The following is a 16805-nucleotide window of genomic DNA, read 5'->3' as shown; positions in this document are numbered from 1 at the left end:
CGCCCTTAATTCAAATGAAATAAATAATGGAATTTTTAGAAGTATTTTCATCAGCCGATGCTTGGATAGCACTCTTAACGCTGACTTTTTTAGAAATAGTATTGGGGATAGATAACATTGTTTTTATCTCTATAGTATCCAATAAAATAGAGCCCAAAGACCAGAAAAAAGCAAGAAATATAGGGTTGCTTTTGGCTATGGTATTTAGGGTAGTATTGTTATTTGGGATTAAGTGGGTAGTAAGTCTTAATAATGAGTTATTTGGAGTGCATTTGTCTTGGTTTCACGGTAGCGTTACGGGGCAGAGTTTAATTATATTTATAGGAGGATTGTTTTTGCTTTACAAATCCGTATCAGAAATTCACCATAAACTAGAAGGGGAGGAAGAACTTAAAGTTTCAGGCACAGGTAAAACCTCTTTAGGTTCTGCTATCGCACAGATAGCTGCACTTAACTTGGTGTTTTCTTTTGATAGTATCCTTACAGCGGTAGGTTTGGTAAGTTTCAATCAGTATGGGGAGGCTGGAGCATTAACGATAATGATTTTGGCGGTAGTGATTTCCGTAGTGATTATGATGGTATTTGCAGGACCTGTAAGTAATTTTGTTAATCAGCATCCTACTATTCAGATTTTGGGGCTTTCATTCCTTATTTTGATAGGGGTGATGTTACTTGCCGAGGCTTCTCACTTAGGGCATTTCTCCTTGTTTGACCAAGAGGTGGGTGTAATTCCTAAAGGGTATTTGTATTTTGCTATTTTCTTCTCATTAGCGGTAGAATTCATCAATATGAAACTTCGTAAAAAAGGTAAACCAGTAGAATTACACAATTCTGAAAAAATAGACCAATTATAGTTTTTATGTGGGCGTGCCCCTTGCCTAGGCTTAGTCCCTCTGCTAGGGTCGGTCTTCGGGCAGTCGCTATAATAAAACCCCAAGAGAAAAGCTTCTTGGGGTTTTATTATGAGCTCCAACAATGCCCTTCGTCCTCACGCAATGCCTTGGAAATATAGTAGTTATTACATACATTCAGTATCTGTTCCAAAAATTTGCCAGAACCCTTTAATCCTATTATCTTTGTTTCCAATATAAAATTACGAGATGTCAGATATAAAACTCAATACCATTCCAGAAGCATTGGAGGATCTTAGAAACGGAAAAATCATCATTGTTGTAGATGACGAAAACAGAGAAAACGAGGGTGATTTTCTTTCTGCAGCGGAGCTTACAACACCAGAAATCATCAATTTTATGACTATCTATGGTCGTGGGCTTATATGTACACCACTTCCAGAGGAAAGGTGTGATGAGCTAGGGCTAGATATTATGGTATCCCGCACCAGCGACCCTAAAGAAACGGCTTTTACCGTATCTATAGATTTGTTAGGGGAGGGTGTCTCTACAGGTATTTCGGCGAGTGATAGAGCAAAGACTATTCTAGCACTTATGGATAGCTCTACTAAACCAACCGACTTTATGCGTCCAGGACATATATTTCCGCTTAGAGCTAAAAAAGGAGGGGTTCTAAAAAGAGCAGGGCACACCGAAGCTGCAATAGACCTTACCAAACTAGCAGGACTGAAAGAAGGTGGCGTTATCTGCGAAATTATGAATGATGATGGGACGATGGCAAGATTGCCACAATTGGTAGAGTTGGCAAAAAAACACGACCTTAAAATAGTTTCTATAGAGGATTTGATAGAATACCGTCTTAGAAAAGGAGATTTAGTAAATAAAATAGAAGAAAGAACGGTAAAGACACTTTACGGAGAGTTTAAATTCCATGCGTTTCAAGAAAAACATACTGAGCAAATCCATTTTGCATTCACAAAAGGAGAGTGGACGGAAGATGAACCAATTTTAGTAAGAGTACAGAGCTCTAGTTCCTATTTTGATGTATTGAGCAGGTTTATTTCTGGAGAGCAAAATCTTTTGGAAAAGGTTACCAAAATGATAAATGAGGAAGGTAAGGGAGCTATTATATTTATCAATAATGTCTCTAATGCAGAAAATACGATGAGAAAACTCCAGCAGTTTTTAGATTATCAAGATGGTCAAGTACAGCGTCCTACACTTTCTGCTAACTATATGGAGTATGGGGTAGGTACACAAATTTTAAAACATTTAGGGATAACTAAATTTAGAGTAATTACTCAAAATCCAGATCAGAAACCTGTGATTTCAGGTTATGATGTAGAAGTTACCGAAATGGTACAGCTCTAGATTATTGTAACAAAGTTTTCATAATAAGATTTTAATGGTTAATTGAAAGCCGAAAGTGCATTTGCCTTTCGGCTTTTTTGTGGTTTGAATGTTTTATTGAGTTTTTAAAAGTATAGTTTGTTTACTTTGTGTAAGTATGTATTTCTTTTTTTAAGATGATGATATTTAACAGTTTTTAAAATTTATTTCTTTTAGTTTCGATTTTTTTTCTTTTATATTTGTTAGTGAATTAAAGTGAAGTTAAACAAAAATACTTTCAAAATGAATCGAAATAGTTTTATCTTAGAGTTAAACAAAGTTTCTCAGTGGGACTTTATTGTGATTGGTGGAGGAGCAAGTGGTCTAGGTGCAGCACTTGATGCCACTAGTAGAGGGTATAAAACGCTATTGCTAGAATCTCACGATTTTTCTAAAGGGACTTCTAGTAGGAGTACAAAGCTAGTGCATGGTGGTGTTAGATATTTAGCGCAGGGAGATGTGGGTCTAGTAAAAGAGGCTCTTAGAGAAAGAGGGCTTTTAGCGAAAAATGCGGCTCATTTATTTAAAAATCAGTCTTTTGTTATTCCTAATTATACTTGGTGGGGAGGACCTTACTACAAGATAGGACTTTCTGTCTATGATTTTCTAGCAGGAAGTTTAAGTTTAGGTAAAACAAGGTATATCAATAAAAACGAAACCATTAAAAAGTTGCCTACGGTAGAGCCTAAAAGTTTATCTAGTGGGGTAGTTTATCAAGATGGACAGTTTGATGATGCGAGGTTAGCCCTTAATATAGCACAGACAATCGTTGAAAAAGGAGGAGCTGTATTAAACTATGCTAGAGTGATAGACTTGCTTAAAGATGAGAAAGGTAAAATCTCTGGTGTAAAAATGCGAGATGAACTCTCAGGAGAAGAGTATGAACTTTCGGCTAAAGTTGTGGTAAACGCAACAGGGGTATTTACCAATGACATTCTTAATATGAATAACCCTAAACACAAAAAATTTGTAGTGCCTAGTCAGGGTATTCATTTGGTTTTAGATAAATCTTTCTTACCTTCAAATGATGCGTTAATGATACCTAAAACTTCAGATGGTAGAGTGTTATTTGCTGTACCTTGGCATGATAAGGTAGTGGTAGGTACTACAGACACACTTATAGAAGAACCTAGTTTTGAACCAAAGGCTTTGGAGAAAGAAATAGAATTTGTGCTAGAAACAGCCAGAAGATTCTTAGTGAAAAAACCTACTCGTGAAGATGTAAAATCTGTATTTGCAGGGCTTCGTCCTCTTGCTGCTCCAGACAAAGAAGGCGGAAGCACAAAAGAAGTCTCTAGAAGTCATAAAGTAATAGTATCAGAAACAGGGCTTGTTACCATTACGGGAGGTAAATGGACTACTTATAGAAAAATGGCAGAAGATACCATAGACGAAGCTCTTAAGGTACATAGCAATATAGAAAAGAAACCTTGTAATACAGAACATCTTTCTATACATGGTAATATTCCTGCAGAAAAGGTAGATATGTCTAATCACCTTTATGTTTATGGTTCGGATATTCCTCATATTCAAAAGCTAATGAATGAAGATGGAAGACTTTCTGAAAAATTACACAAAGACTACCCTTATACTTTAGCTGAGGTCTATTGGGCTGTGCATCAAGAAATGGCACAAACGGTAGAAGATGTACTTGCAAGAAGAGTAAGATTACTATTCTTAGACGCTCGTGCAGCGATAGATGTAGCTGAGAAAGTAGCACAGTTTATGGCACAAGAGTTAGGAAAAAATCAACAATGGATAGATGACCAAGTGAAAAATTTTGTAACTTTAGCGGAGGGATATCTATTAGTTCCGTATACGGCTCAAAAATAAAATACCTTCTTAATAAAGAATTTAATAAAAAGTGTAATCCAAATATTAAGTGAATTATGAAAGACAAGTTAATTTTAGCTCTTGACCAAGGGACAACCTCTTCGAGAGCGATTTTATTCAATCACAATGGAGAAATTGTAAAGATTTCTCAGAAACCATTTGAACAGATTTTCCCAAAACCAGGTTGGGTAGAGCACAACGCTAACGAGATATGGTCTTCGCAGATTTCTGTAGCAGCAGAAGTTATTGCTCAAGCAGGTATTACTGGGTGAGAAGTAGCTGCTATAGGAATTACAAACCAAAGAGAAACTACCATCGTTTGGGATAGAGAAACAGGAGAGCCTATCTACAATGCTATTGTTTGGCAAGATAGAAGAACTTCTAAATACTGCGACCAACTTAAAGAGCAAGGTCATGCAGAAATGATAAAAGAAAAAACAGGGCTGGTGCTAGATGCTTATTTCTCTGGAACAAAGCTGAAATGGATATTAGATAATGTAGAAGGTGCGAGAGAAAAAGCAAAGCAAGGTAAACTTTGTTTTGGTACAGTAGATACATGGTTAGTGTTTAAACTGACTAGAGGCAAAATGTTCATTACCGATGTATCTAATGCTAGTAGAACGCTTCTGTTCAATATCCGAGATATGAAATGGGATGATGAATTATTGGCATTATTTGATATTCCTAAAGAAATCCTTCCAGAAGTAAAACAAAGTAGTGAGGTATACGGCGAAACATCTACTACGCTATTCTCTACTAAAATACCTATTGCAGGTATTGCAGGAGATCAACAGGCGGCTCTATTTGGGCAGATGTGTACAGAACCTGGTATGGTAAAAAATACTTATGGTACAGGGTGTTTCTTGTTAATGAATACAGGAGATAAAGCCGTAATGTCTAAAAACAACTTACTTACTACGGTTGCTTGGAAGATTAACGGGCAAACAACTTATGCCTTAGAGGGTAGTGTGTTTGTAGGTGGTGCTGCAATACAGTGGATTCGTGATGGATTGATGCTGGTGCGTACAGCTCCTGCTATCAATAGTTTAGCAGAAACAGTGGAGGATAATGGTGGTGTTTACTTCGTACCAGCACTTACAGGTTTAGGTGCACCGTACTGGGATCAGTATGCTAGAGGAGGTATCTTAGGAATTACTAGAGGTACTACTGATGGGCATATTGCTAGAGCAACACTTGAAGGTATTGCTTACCAAGTATATGATATTGTAAAGGCAATGGAAGCAGATGCAGGTGAAAAATCAAAAGAATTAAGAGTAGATGGTGGTGCTACAGCGAGTAATTTGTTGATGCAAATACAGGCTGACCTATTTGGGTTTAAAATCATTCGTCCTAAAACTTTAGAAACTACGGCTCTGGGAGCGGCTTATTTGGCTGGATTAGCGGTAGGTTATTGGGATAGTATAGATGATATTAAATCTCAATGGATTGTAGATAGAGAATTTGAACCAAAAATGGAAAGAGAAAAAGCTGATAAAATGCTTCACTATTGGCATAAAGCAGTAAAAAGAGTTCAAAACTGGGAAGAAGATTAATCTTTAAAACTTTAAAATTATGACACCATTTATAGCTGAAGTTATAGGAACAGCCGTTCTAATTTTATTAGGAAACGGCGTAGTAGCAAATGTAGTTCTTAACGGAACTAAAGGTAATAATTCAGGTTGGATAGTTATTACTACGGCATGGGCATTTGCTGTGTTTGCAGGAGTAACTATTGCAGGTCCCATAAGTGGAGCTCACCTTAATCCAGCGGTAACATTAGGGTTGGCTATTGCGGGTAAATTCGCTTGGCAAGAGGTACCTACTTATATAGCTGGAGAAATGTTAGGTGCTATGTTGGGAGCATTTTTGGTTTGGGTATTCTACAAAGATCATTTTGATATTACAGAAGATGAGGGTGGTAAGTTGGCTTGCTTTAGCACAGGACCAGCGATTAGAAAGCCTTTAAGTAATCTATTATCTGAAATTATAGGAACTTTCTTATTGATATTTTTAATATTTTACTTAGCAAACCCTACTTTTAATTCTGATACTATGGGAAGTGCTACTATTGGTCTAGGCTCAATAGGTGCATTGCCGGTTTCTATTATTGTTTGGGTGATAGGTCTTTCTTTAGGAGGAACTACAGGATATGCAATAAATCCAGCTCGTGATTTAGGACCTCGTATCATGCACGCAATATTACCTATTAAGGGAAGTAGTGATTGGGGCTATGCGTGGATACCAGTGTTAGGACCTATTATTGGTTGTGCATTGGCAGCATTGTGTTATACAGCATTATCGTAAAAATACTTAAATTTTAAATTAAGATGAAAAAGATAGTATTAATACTTACCTCTTTTCTTTCTTTAGGTATGTCAGCACAAGAGAAAGAAAAACCAAGAGTTGATTTTACAGCTAACCTTCAAACTAACCATTTGTGGAGAGGGTTGGTAATTTCTGATAAGCCAATTACAGCAGTTTATACAGCAATTAATTTGGATAAAGAAGGTGTGTTTAAAGTAGGTACTTGGGGCGGAATGGCAATGACAAATAGAGAAGGCGGACAGACCCAGTATAAGGAGATAGATTATTTTGTACAGTATTCTAAGAATGGGCTAACGGTTGCTTTGTGGGATTTATTTAATGATGTTAATGACCGTTATGGCAAAGGAATTTGGAACTATAATGCAAGGCAGTCTGGGCATATATTAGATTTGAGAACTTCCTATTATTTAGGTAAAGAATTACCACTAACTTTGGAAGCAGATGTTTTCTTGTTTGGTATGGTAGATAGAGAAAATGATAATACCAAACAGCGTTACTCAACTTATGTGCAAGCGGCTTATGATATAGATGCAGGTAGAGAGGTTACGGTGTCTCCATTTGTAGGGGTAGGATTTTCTCTTAATGGGGAAACTCATATTTATGGGAAAAATAAGTTTGATTTAGTAAATGTAGGTTTCACTACTAAAAAGACTTTCAATCTGTCAGAAAGCTACAGTATCCCAGTATCTGTAACTAGTATGTGGAATCCTTCATTAAAGCATGCTAGGGTACAGTTAGCAGCTACTGTATTCTAAAATTAGTCAATCCTTGCCTTTTCTCTATAGAAAAACGGCAAGGATTTTATTAAAACAAAAAAACTCATCTTATGTTTAGTAAGATGAGCTTTTTCTTTTAGTTGTTTTGATTAAATTTCGTCTTCACTTAGAACTTTATAAGTAATAGGCATTGTACCTCTTCTGTGATCTCCTATGGCGTTATAAGCGGCTTTGCTGAGGTCAAAAGAGCGTCCTTTAACATAAGGCCCTCTATCATTTACCCTAACTACTACACTTTTACCAGTTCTAAGGTTAGTTATTTCTACCAATGTTCCGAATGGTAATCTCTTATGAGCGGCAGTGAGTTCATTATTGTTAAAAATTTCACCACTTGCTGTTTTTCTTCCATTAAATTTATCGTGGTAATAAGAAGCGTAGCTACTGCCTGTTTCATCATTATTACTTTTAAACGAATAAACTCCTACAAAAGAAATAATCATTATGATTACGAGAATTGTTCTTTTCATCATTTTGAATTTTTATTTGTTTTACGGGGGCAAATTTATACTTAGTCTCCCTACTCACCATATTTATATGTTAATAATAGTTAACTATATATTAATAAAATGTTAAATTATTTTCAAAAACCTTTATTTAAAGCAATTTTGAAAGATTGTTAAAAAATGTTAAAAAAGAGTATTCAATGTTAATTATTTTAATAATGCATCGAATAGAATTTATATTGTATTTGTTTAAGTAGTTGATTATGAGAAATAAAAAAACCTTACTTTATATAAAGTGAGGTTTTGAAAATTATATCAAATTCAAGGGTAATACTAACCCTGGATTTCTTTTAAGAAATCATCGTGAGAGATTTTGCTTTCCTTTTTAGAAGCTTTTTCTAAGATAACATCTTTTAGTTTAGCCATAGCTACTTCTGAAGATATTTGTCTTACTTGCTCTTGATTTTTAAGCATTTCTACGGCATATTTTTGGATTTCCTCATCAGAAAGATGGTGGATACCATAAATAGCTAATTGATTTCTCACTAATTGTTCAGCTTGTGCTAAAACATCAGCATAATCTATCTTAACATCATTGTCAGACATTAGCTTACCTTCAATAACTTGATATTTAATTTGGTTCTTTTCTGCTTCAAATATTTCTTTAGCTTGTTCCTCTGTTGCAATATTTGGATTAGAGAACATCAACCACTTAATTAAGAAAGCCTCTGGAAGTTTTACTTCTTCTTTCTCGGTAATTTGCTCTAATACCTTATTTACAAAGTGTACATCTGCATTCTGTTGGAAATATTCGTCTAATTCAGATTTTACTTTAGCTTTAAGCTCTTCTTCAGACTTTACAGTGTCTTTACCGTAAACAGAATCAAATAACTCTTGGCTTAGTTCAGCTAAGTTCAGTTTGTAAATATCTTTCACAGTTACTTCAACTTTATTGTGATGTAGTTGTTCTGCTTCTTCTTTAGCAAATCCTAAAAACTTAGCTAAATCCTCGTCTTTAGTGAGGTCTTCTTTAGAAACTTTTACAGATTCGTCTTTTTTAAGTTTTTTAACTAATTCAAAAGCTACTTTGTTTTCAGCATTGATGATAACATGCTTAGGAGCGTGGTTGTGTTCTCCTCCTGCATCTTCTTCCACTACTTGGGAAACTTCTAGAGAAATATAAGAATCTTTAGTTATTTTTTCTTGAGCTTCTCTCTCTGCAAATCTCTTTTGCATATTCTCTATGCTTTGTCCTACTTCTTTATCAGAAGCCTCTATCTTGTAGTGAGGAGCTTCATATTTTGCTAAATCAATGTTGAAATCTGGCTCAAAACCTACTTCAAAAGAAAGTTCTAACTGCTCTTGATTAGTGTCTAGCTCTTCTACTGGAACTGGTACAGGTTGTCCTAATAGTCTTAATTTATTTTCGTTGATATAGTTATTAAGACCTTCTGAAACTTGCTTGTTGATTTCTTCGTAAGTTAATCCAGCTTCGTACTGTCTTTTAATCATTCCTAGTGGAGCTTTACCTTTTCTAAAACCAGGAATAGTAGCGTTTTTAGCGTAGTTAATTAACTGTTTTTCAACTTTGTCTTTGTAATCTTTTTTACCCAAAGTTACTGTAAGCAAAGCGCTTACTTCATCGTGATTTTTACTCGTAACCTTCATTAATTGAAATTTTTATAGTGGCAAAAATAATAAAAATAACTGGCTTTTGGGCAATATTATGAAAAAATAGGTGTAAAATATTTCGCTCTAGAATGATTGTGAAAGTAATGCTATGAACTCGTTGTGCATTTTAAATAATACTGATTTTTAGATGATTTAATTTTCTTTGGAAGATAAATTTATTGATATATTGAATAACCGTTGCGGCGGTTATTTTACTGATTATCCTTGTTTTAAAGCCTTCAAAAGTTTTAGCATAGTTTCTTTTAATCATAAATTGGTCGCAAAGTTGAGAGAAAAATGTCTCAATTCGTTTTCGCTTTTTCTTGTACAATGAAAATTGAGGAATATAATCTTTCTGATTACTTCTCATTGGTGTATCTAATTTAATATTAGCATAGTTAAATAAATCTATTTGAACTTTTGCTGATAAATAGCCTCTATCTCCAATTAAAGTACAGTTTCGCATTTGCTCACCAATATCTTTTAAATAGTGGATGTCGTGAACGGATGCAGGGCTTATATCAAAATTCTTAATCACACCATTTAAAGAACATACTGCGTGTAGTTTATAGCCATAGAAATATAATTTCTGTGAAGCACAATAACCATATGTTGGTGAAGAATAGGATTGCTCTTTACAAATTTTTGAACGAGTAGAACGAGCGTTTTCACAAACTTTCATTGGCATGCTATCAACGATAAAAATATCTTCAAACTCATTGAACTCCATCGAAATACGCTGTCTAATTTGCTCTGTTTGTAGGGATAGTCTTCGTTTTCGCTTATTGTAAACACTTCTTTCAATTTTGTTTATCAGAGAGTTTGGCAATTTTCTAAAGAACTGTAATTCGCTATCAATACTCAAGTATTCAGCAGTAATATTAAGACTTATGACTTCTAAATCGCTCATTTTAGGTGTTCTTCTCTGATAACTAATCAGTTGATTTTCTGAAAAAAGTCCTAAAACTTCCAAAATTCTTTCATATATTTGCTCTATGTTGTTCATTTATATCGTTTTATAGCAAAAACAATATACTGATTTTCAGTCTAATAAACAACTCTTGTTTTTTTCATTTCATAATGCACAACGGGTTGCTATGAATAAATAAAGAGGCTATTTCATTTTTTTTGAAATAGCCTCTTTTTGCGGAAGATAATGCTAAAACTTGTAGCCAAACCCTATTTGCCAAAGTCTACTTTTGATATTATCATCTTTAGATTTAGCTAAATCGGTAACTCCAATGTTGTACCTTGTATCTAAGAACAACCCATTACTGAAATTATATTCAGCTCCTATAAACGGTGAAAAATCAAACGAGTTGATGTTTTTTTTAATGTTAGTTGTGTTGTTTGTTTTTTCTACAGTACCAGATATATTGGTTTCAGAATTTTCTTTAACCTTCGCCGATAAAATAACTCCAAGATTAAAGCCTCCAGATAAAGCTAAATTCTTTATTACATAGTATTTAGCAGATACAGGAACCAGCAAATTATTCAAGGTGTAAGTTAGTTTTTTATCGGTATAGATACTACCTGTTTTACTGTTGAATTCTTCTACTCCTTTTAAGGGAGAGTATAGTATTTCTCCTTGAACTGCCCATTTGTTAGTAAATTTGTATTCTGCAAGAAAACCTGCATAAAATGTAGATGAGCTAGAAGAAGAAATGCTAGTGCCACCTATACTTAGAGAGCGTACAGCTCCTGTATCTCCGACTTCGGATAAGGCGTATCCTGCTTTTCCACCAAATTTAAGTTGTGCATTTGTAACGCTGTACAGAGCTAATGCTCCTAGTAAAAATACTTTTTTCATTTTGTTTGATTTTTTTGAGTTAAACATTACATCTTAATATTAATGCAAATATATAAATATATTTCATTTTTTAATATTAAAAGTAGCATCAATATCCTCTTCTCCTCCTACTACAGTTCCTGCTTCATCTCCATTAGCACCGCTCATTTTCACAGAGGTTGGGAGGTGGTAAAGTCTAATGTTGGCTTTAGCTCCTGTTTTTGGAGCAGATGTTACTTGCCATTGTGTTTTTAGACCTATTTTAGAACCATCTTTTCTGGTGCTTTCAGCCTCATCTTTTCTAGTAACTTTAACAGCTACATTAGAGAAATTGTAAGTGAAAAAATGTTCCTCTTTTAGTTCTATGATTTCATCAGTAACATCGTGGGTATGGTCGTCATGAGGTGCTACTAATGATAGCTGAACATCATAAGTGTTGTTTTCTTTTAAAACTAACTCTTTATCCGCTCCTTCAGCACTGAATGTAGCGGTTTGGGTGCTGTTATCAGCAGTATTGGTAAGTGTAACGGTAAGGTATTGTACTTCGTCGTGGTTGTGTACATCGGCAGGTGCTTCATCATTGTCTCTACAAGAGTTGAGGGCTAAAATACTTACTGCGGATAATACTACGGTTTTTAAAAATGAATGTTTCATAATGTTTTAAAATTGTTTAAATTAAAAATGTTAATAGTTAAAAATTAAATTGACAAGTAAAAATAATATTTCGTCCCAAAGCATCAGAGAAAAATCTTAAACGGTTAAGATATTCTCTATAAGTTGTGTTGAATATATTATTAACACTTAAATTAAGCTGAATGTTTCTAGTGAGCTTTGCTCCAGCATTGAGGTTCCAAATTTGATAACCTGCGGGTGGTGTACTAATGTCTAGCCACTCTTTGGCTATTGTATTGTTCTCATATACATCGTAGGATAAAAGTCTCATAGGAAACCTTTTCTGCTTAAATACCACTAGGTTTTCTATTTGTATATGCCACGGTTTTTTACCTTTGTTATCATACCTTAGTGCGTTTTTAATCTGCATTGGAGGCATAAGTATCAGAGGTTCATTATGGGTTAAATCTTGTCCGTATACATAGCTCATTGCTCCATTCCATTGTAATTTTGGGGTAATGTTAAGCTCCGAATCTATGTCTATCCCATACATTTTGGCTTTAATCTGTTGATATTGCCATACAGGAAAGTTCCCACGAATGGTACTTTCCACTCCGTTAGGTGTTTGGTTAATAAAACTATCGGAAATGAAATAATACGGATTAACATTAAGTTTAAAGCCATTAAGAACGGAGGTTTTTATACCAATGCTTAGGTGGGCTTGGTAGGTTTCCTCGTTTTTGATGCTCATACTTCCCTTTTCAATGATGGCGGCAGCGTGGTGTAGTCCATCAGCGAATAATTCTGCGATATTAGGACTTCGGCTGTTTCTTATCAAATTAAATTTGGTAGTAAGAAAGCGAGTGGGCTGATATTCCATACCCAACGATGCTGATATATTATGATAATAAAGTTTTGGACGTACCAATGTTTTCACGCCTTTGCTTTCAATTACAAACTGCTGAAATGCTTGGTTGTAAGCTACCCAATCTTTATTAAGGTAATATTTATACACGTCGTAGAAATTCATATCATACCTTAAAGCTGCTTCCCATTTCCAAAGATTTTTTTGATATTTGAAAATAGAAAAAGCACCAGTATCATACCTGTGGTAATCTGGTATTAAACGAGAACGCTCCGTTTTTGGGTCGGGAAAATTAACCTGATAATTTCCTGATAGACCTGTTTCCCACTGCCAGTTGGGTCTTTCTAATAGATGATAAAGAGCCAAACTTTGGGTAGTTAGTAGTAGATCGGTAGCAGGTTTATCATTGTACGCTCCTCTACGAATATCGTATTCAAATCTATGATTTTGCTGAAAGGCATACTCTAAAGTAAATTTCCCTAGCTTTCCTAACCTTTTGTAAGCCTCCAATTTAGCAATGTGATGGCTAACTTCTTGTTTAGGATTCTCTATTTTATAACCAAAATTACCTGTAAAGTAGGATTGTCCGTTGTTGATGGCATCGGCAAAGTTTCTTGCATTACTGATATGAGCCCCTTTATAAATTCCAAAATTTTGGTTGATGAAAGAATATTTAGCTGTGATTCCGTATTCGTATTCTCTTTTTTGTAGGGAAAAGTGGAAGGCGTTTTCATCTGCACCTGTATTTTGTAAACTATAATTGGGCGTTTCCAAATCTCCTAGCTTTTTGGCAGAACCTTGCGTACGCAAAGCCCAACCGTTTTGCCAAGTCTTTGTAATATCCGTATTCAGAGCCAAGCCTTTACCATTGCTGATACCTGATAAAGCTACTTTACCCATAAGGGTGTCTTTTTTAGAATATTTAGGGCTTTCTAATAGTATAACGCCACCTATGGCATCTCCACCATACTTTAGTGCAGACGCTCCCTTTACAACATCTATATGGTCAAAAGCGTTGGGGTCCACGCTAGGAGCGTGTTCTATGCCCCATTCTTGTTCTGCCATTTTGATGCCGTTGTTCATCACTAATACTCTACTACCGTAAAGCCCTTGTATAACAGGTTTAGAAATGTTATTCCCTGTTTTAATATTATTTACTCCAGAAATTTCAGACAATATGTTGCCTAAATTTTCGGTAGTTTTTTGTTCTAAAAAAGACTGTTCTAATGTTTTGATAACCGCCGTTCCCGACTTTTTATGAATGCCGTGTACTACTACAGTTTCTATTTCATTAGTATGATGTTCAAGGAAAATATTGATTTTAATGTTTCTATCAAGCGTTATCTTCTTAGTAAAAGGTTCACAATCTAAGTGGGTTATCAAAAGATGATGAGTGCCTTTTTTGTAAGAAAAATTAAAATTTCCTTGAGTATCAGAAGTAATAATGAGTTTTCCGTTAATGCTTATTTTAGCGTTAGCCAAAGGCGTATTGTCGTGCAAATCTCTTATCTGTCCTTCTATGAAGTAAAGCTGTGCATTTAGAACGGTGCTGAAAAACAACATCATTCCAATCCAAATTGATTTCATTTAAAGATATGAAAATTAAAAGGTTAAAACCGTGTCCTAACCAAATGGTAGAACACCTAGTGAAAATGATATTATTTCTATTAAATGGAAGGCGGTCCTCTAAGTAAGAAATAAACAATTTGATTCTGAAGGATGCCCAGTGTCTTGTAGCTTGTTATAAGTGTAGTAGCTACTGATACTAAAACTTCAAAGTTTACCTTTTCGGGAAGTAGAGAATGTCCTGAAATAAAAAAATGACAGATAGAACAATCATCTCCCTTTAAATTGATTATTTTATGATGCTGTTTTTGGGAAGAATTATAATTACTATTAAAAGTTTCTTGATGCGAGTGGAATACACTAGCCATCAGTAAAGCCAATGCGTAAACCCATGCAAGGCTTACACTTGTAACTTTTCTAAAAAAAGGCTTCCCTGAAAACATTTTGCAAAGGTAAAAAAAACTTTTATTTAGTTAGGGTATAAATCAACTGTAATGAATAGATGTAGAAGTAATAATATGATATAAATCTTAAAATAATGTAGTTAAAATTTCTTATATTTGCTAGGCTAAAAAGTATTTAATTATGTCAGAATCAAAGTTGAAAAGGATAGGGGTTCTTACTTCTGGAGGGGATTCTCCAGGTATGAATGCGGCGATAAGGGCAGTGGTAAGAACAGCTCATTATTATGGTATAGAATGTATGGGGATTAGAGAAGGGTACAATGGGCTTATAGAAGGGAACATGATTAAAATGGGACCTAGATCTGTTAAGAATATTATTAACCAAGGTGGTACAATTCTAAAATCAGCAAGGTCTAAAGAGTTTAGAACAGTAGAGGGGAGATTAAAGGCTTTTGAACAATGCCAAAAGAATGAAATAGGAGCTTTGGTTTGTATTGGTGGAGATGGTACTTTTACAGGAGCAAAAGTTTTCAGCGAAGAGTATGGTATCAAGGTGGTGGGTGTACCTGGAACTATTGATAATGATATCTTCGGTACTGATTTTACGATAGGATATGACACAGCTCTTAACACCGCGGTGGAAGCTATAGACAAAATAAGAGATACGGCAACCTCTCATAACAGAGTGTTTTTTGTGGAAGTGATGGGGAGAGATGCAGGTTTTATAGCACTTAATAGCGGTATTGCTTCAGGAGCTATAGATATTTTGATACCAGAGAGAAAGGATAGTCTAGAGGAAATGTTTGAGAATTTCCATAATGCTCAAAAACGAGGTAAAACATCGTCTATTGTAGTGGTGGCAGAAGGGGAGCAGTTGGCTTCTACCTATGAATTAGCCGAGAAAACTCAAAAAGAGTTCCCTGACTACGATATTAGAGTAACTATTTTGGGGCATATCCAAAGAGGAGGGATGCCTAGTTGTGCTGATAGGGTATTGGCAAGTAGATTGGGTTATGGTGCAGTAGAAGGACTTAGAAAAGGTCTTACTAATGTGATGGCGGGGATAAGAGCCAATCAGCTCGTTTTTACTCCAATAGAAGATGCTATTAGAAAACATAATGAAATCAATCAAGATTTACTGAAGATATCAGAAATTTTGGCGGTGTAGTTTTTGGGATACGGCTAAAAAAATGTACCTTTATGCCCAAAAAATTTATTAAAGAAGTAAATACGAAAATTTAATTTTAAAAAATAAAAAACAATGTCAACAATCAAAGTAGGAATTAACGGTTTCGGAAGAATCGGAAGTTTAGTGTTCAACGCAATGATGGAGAGAGATAACATCGAAGTGGTGGGTATCAATGACCTTATCAATGCGGAATATATGGCGTATATGTTGAAATACGACTCTGTTCACGGGAAATTTGATGGAGAAGTTTCTGTAGAAGGGAATGGTTTAGTGGTAAATGGTAAAAGAATAAGAGTAACTGCAGAAAAAGACCCAAACAATCTAAAATGGAATGAAGTAGGTGCGGACTATATCGTGGAATCTACAGGATTGTTCTTAACTAAAGAAACAGCTCAGGCTCACATCAATGCAGGTGCTAAAAAAGTAGTTCTATCTGCTCCTTCTAAAGATGACACTCCAATGTTTGTAATGGGAGTTAACCATAAAGATTTAACTGCTGACCAGCAAATATTCTCTAACGCTTCTTGTACTACTAACTGTCTTGCTCCTTTAGCAAAGGTAGTTCACGATAACTTTGGTATCGTAGAAGGGTTAATGACTACGGTACACGCTACTACTGCAACGCAAAGAACGGTAGATGGTCCTTCTATGAAAGATTGGAGAGGTGGTCGTTCAGCACTTCTTAACATTATCCCGTCTTCTACAGGTGCTGCTAAAGCGGTAGGTAAGGTAATTCCTTCGCTTAATGGTAAACTTACAGGTATGTCTTTCCGTGTACCAACGGCTGATGTTTCTGTAGTGGATTTAACAGTGAGACTAGAGAAAGGTGCTTCTTATGATGAAATTTGTGCAGCTATTAAAGCAGCTTCAGAAGGAGAGCTTAAAGGTATCCTTGGTTATACAGAAGACTTAGTAGTGTCTCAAGACTTTATTGGAGATAAGAGAACTTCTATCTTTGATAAAGATGCAGGTATTATGCTTTCTCCTAACTTTGTTAAATTAGTATCTTGGTACGATAACGAAACAGGTTATTCTAATAAATTAACAGACTTATTAGTACACTCTGCTTCTTTATAAGAATTAAAGGATAAA

General features: G+C 35.1%; 14 protein-coding genes and 1 pseudogene. 8 read left to right on the top strand and 7 right to left on the bottom strand.

Annotated elements, in window-relative coordinates; all coding sequences use genetic code 11:
* Positions 1 to 26: 26 nt before the first annotated feature.
* From VIX88_RS04215 to VIX88_RS04190, 6 genes and pseudogenes are all read left to right on the top strand, one after another.
* On the top strand, positions 27 to 854 hold the full coding sequence (locus VIX88_RS04215; RefSeq protein ID WP_064970308.1) for a TerC family protein: 828 nt from the start codon (positions 27 to 29) through the stop codon (positions 852 to 854).
* Positions 855 to 1100: 246 nt separating this feature from the next.
* Positions 1101 to 2222 (top strand): 3,4-dihydroxy-2-butanone-4-phosphate synthase, encoded by a 1122-nt coding sequence (ribB, locus tag VIX88_RS04210; RefSeq protein ID WP_064970309.1) that lies wholly within the window; start codon positions 1101 to 1103, stop codon positions 2220 to 2222.
* Positions 2223 to 2483: 261 nt separating this feature from the next.
* A complete protein-coding gene (locus tag VIX88_RS04205) occupies positions 2484 to 4073 on the top strand; it encodes a glycerol-3-phosphate dehydrogenase/oxidase (protein WP_064970312.1) in 1590 nt (529 codons plus the stop codon).
* 56 nt (positions 4074 to 4129) lie between these two features.
* A pseudogene (gene glpK / locus VIX88_RS04200) lies at positions 4130 to 5626 on the top strand (glycerol kinase GlpK).
* A 19-nt stretch (positions 5627 to 5645) separates the two neighbouring features.
* On the top strand, positions 5646 to 6377 hold the full coding sequence (locus VIX88_RS04195) for an MIP/aquaporin family protein (protein WP_214194061.1): 732 nt from the start codon (positions 5646 to 5648) through the stop codon (positions 6375 to 6377).
* 23 nt (positions 6378 to 6400) lie between these two features.
* Positions 6401 to 7153 (top strand): hypothetical protein, encoded by a 753-nt coding sequence (locus tag VIX88_RS04190; protein ID WP_214194060.1) that lies wholly within the window; start codon positions 6401 to 6403, stop codon positions 7151 to 7153.
* Positions 7154 to 7263: 110 nt separating this feature from the next.
* On the opposite strand, the gene VIX88_RS04185 is transcribed toward VIX88_RS04190, so the two are convergent.
* From VIX88_RS04185 to VIX88_RS04155, 7 genes are all read right to left on the bottom strand, one after another.
* Entirely contained in the window at positions 7264 to 7644 is a 381-nt protein-coding gene (locus tag VIX88_RS04185) for a septal ring lytic transglycosylase RlpA family protein (RefSeq protein WP_154138060.1), read from the bottom strand.
* A gap of 306 nt (positions 7645 to 7950) precedes the next feature.
* Positions 7951 to 9285: a trigger factor gene (locus tag VIX88_RS04180; protein ID WP_064970311.1), complete on the bottom strand. Its 1335-nt coding sequence runs from the start codon at positions 9283 to 9285 to the stop codon at positions 7951 to 7953.
* Between the two features lie 130 nt (positions 9286 to 9415).
* Positions 9416 to 10294 (bottom strand): IS982-like element ISRa1 family transposase, encoded by an 879-nt coding sequence (locus tag VIX88_RS04175; protein ID WP_014937818.1) that lies wholly within the window; start codon positions 10292 to 10294, stop codon positions 9416 to 9418.
* Between the two features lie 153 nt (positions 10295 to 10447).
* Positions 10448 to 11098: a porin family protein gene (locus tag VIX88_RS04170; protein WP_064971156.1), complete on the bottom strand. Its 651-nt coding sequence runs from the start codon at positions 11096 to 11098 to the stop codon at positions 10448 to 10450.
* Between the two features lie 63 nt (positions 11099 to 11161).
* Entirely contained in the window at positions 11162 to 11731 is a 570-nt protein-coding gene (locus tag VIX88_RS04165; RefSeq protein ID WP_064969946.1) for a hypothetical protein, read from the bottom strand.
* A 37-nt stretch (positions 11732 to 11768) separates the two neighbouring features.
* Entirely contained in the window at positions 11769 to 14120 is a 2352-nt protein-coding gene (locus VIX88_RS04160; protein WP_064969984.1) for a TonB-dependent receptor, read from the bottom strand.
* Between the two features lie 101 nt (positions 14121 to 14221).
* Entirely contained in the window at positions 14222 to 14563 is a 342-nt protein-coding gene (locus VIX88_RS04155) for a hypothetical protein (protein WP_064969944.1), read from the bottom strand.
* 142 nt (positions 14564 to 14705) lie between these two features.
* On the opposite strand from VIX88_RS04155, the gene pfkA reads away from it, so the two are divergent.
* The gene (pfkA, locus tag VIX88_RS04150) at positions 14706 to 15692 is read left to right on the top strand and encodes a 6-phosphofructokinase (protein WP_064971154.1); all 987 of its coding nucleotides are present in this window, start codon (positions 14706 to 14708) and stop codon (positions 15690 to 15692) included.
* 93 nt (positions 15693 to 15785) lie between these two features.
* Entirely contained in the window at positions 15786 to 16790 is a 1005-nt protein-coding gene (gap, locus tag VIX88_RS04145) for a type I glyceraldehyde-3-phosphate dehydrogenase (RefSeq protein ID WP_214194058.1), read from the top strand.
* Positions 16791 to 16805 lie beyond the last annotated feature (15 nt).

The sequence above is a fragment of the Riemerella anatipestifer genome (assembly GCF_035666175.1).
Classification (GTDB): domain Bacteria; phylum Bacteroidota; class Bacteroidia; order Flavobacteriales; family Weeksellaceae; genus Riemerella; species Riemerella anatipestifer_D.
Note: the sequence above shows the minus strand (reverse complement) of the source record. Positions and strands in the feature narration are given on the sequence as shown.

Coding starts and splice junctions, on each gene's coding strand:
- ribB (WP_064970309.1), top strand. CDS start 1,101: ATGTCAGATATAAAACTCAATACCATTCCAGAAGCATTGGAGGATCTT.
- VIX88_RS04205 (WP_064970312.1), top strand. CDS start 2,484: ATGAATCGAAATAGTTTTATCTTAGAGTTAAACAAAGTTTCTCAGTGG.
- gap (WP_214194058.1), top strand. CDS start 15,786: ATGTCAACAATCAAAGTAGGAATTAACGGTTTCGGAAGAATCGGAAGT.
- VIX88_RS04180 (WP_064970311.1), bottom strand. CDS start 9,285: ATGAAGGTTACGAGTAAAAATCACGATGAAGTAAGCGCTTTGCTTACA.
- pfkA (WP_064971154.1), top strand. CDS start 14,706: ATGTCAGAATCAAAGTTGAAAAGGATAGGGGTTCTTACTTCTGGAGGG.
- VIX88_RS04170 (WP_064971156.1), bottom strand. CDS start 11,098: ATGAAAAAAGTATTTTTACTAGGAGCATTAGCTCTGTACAGCGTTACA.
- VIX88_RS04175 (WP_014937818.1), bottom strand. CDS start 10,294: ATGAACAACATAGAGCAAATATATGAAAGAATTTTGGAAGTTTTAGGA.
- VIX88_RS04190 (WP_214194060.1), top strand. CDS start 6,401: ATGAAAAAGATAGTATTAATACTTACCTCTTTTCTTTCTTTAGGTATG.
- VIX88_RS04160 (WP_064969984.1), bottom strand. CDS start 14,120: ATGATGTTGTTTTTCAGCACCGTTCTAAATGCACAGCTTTACTTCATA.
- VIX88_RS04155 (WP_064969944.1), bottom strand. CDS start 14,563: ATGTTTTCAGGGAAGCCTTTTTTTAGAAAAGTTACAAGTGTAAGCCTT.
- VIX88_RS04185 (WP_154138060.1), bottom strand. CDS start 7,644: ATGATGAAAAGAACAATTCTCGTAATCATAATGATTATTTCTTTTGTA.
- VIX88_RS04195 (WP_214194061.1), top strand. CDS start 5,646: ATGACACCATTTATAGCTGAAGTTATAGGAACAGCCGTTCTAATTTTA.
- VIX88_RS04215 (WP_064970308.1), top strand. CDS start 27: ATGGAATTTTTAGAAGTATTTTCATCAGCCGATGCTTGGATAGCACTC.
- VIX88_RS04165 (WP_064969946.1), bottom strand. CDS start 11,731: ATGAAACATTCATTTTTAAAAACCGTAGTATTATCCGCAGTAAGTATT.